This window comes from Streptomyces glomeratus, from assembly GCF_021462825.1.
In the GTDB taxonomy this organism is placed as follows: Bacteria; Actinomycetota; Actinomycetes; order Streptomycetales; family Streptomycetaceae; genus Streptomyces; species Streptomyces glomeratus.
On sequence record NZ_JAKEEB010000115.1, the window covers coordinates 1 to 404 of the forward strand.

Genomic DNA, 404 nt, shown 5'->3' on the forward strand with positions numbered 1-404 from the left:
GGCCAGCGCTGGTGGCGGGTGATGTGCCTGACCGGCGTCGACTACTTCTCCACCCTCGGCTACCAGCCCGGAATCGCCGCCCTGGCCGCCGGACTGCTCTCGCCCGTCGCCACCATCGTGCTGGTGATCGTCACCCTCGCCGGCGCCCTGCCCGTCTACCGGCGTGTGGCGAAGGAGAGCCCGCACGGCCAGGGTTCCATCGCCATGCTCGAGCGGCTGCTCTCCTTCTGGCAGGGCAAACTCTTCGTCCTGACCCTGCTGGGCTTCGCCGCCACCGACTTCCTGATCACCATCACCCTCTCCGCCGCGGACGCCTCCACCCACCTGGTGGAGAACCCCCACCTCACCGGCGTCCTGCACGGCCACCAGATGCTGATCACCCTGCTGCTGGTCGCCCTGCTGGG

At 69.6% G+C, this 404-nt stretch carries 1 pseudogene; it reads left to right on the forward strand.

Annotated elements, in window-relative coordinates:
* Positions 1 to 404: pseudogene (locus tag LZ604_RS35570) on the forward strand (amino acid transporter); the annotation flags it as partial.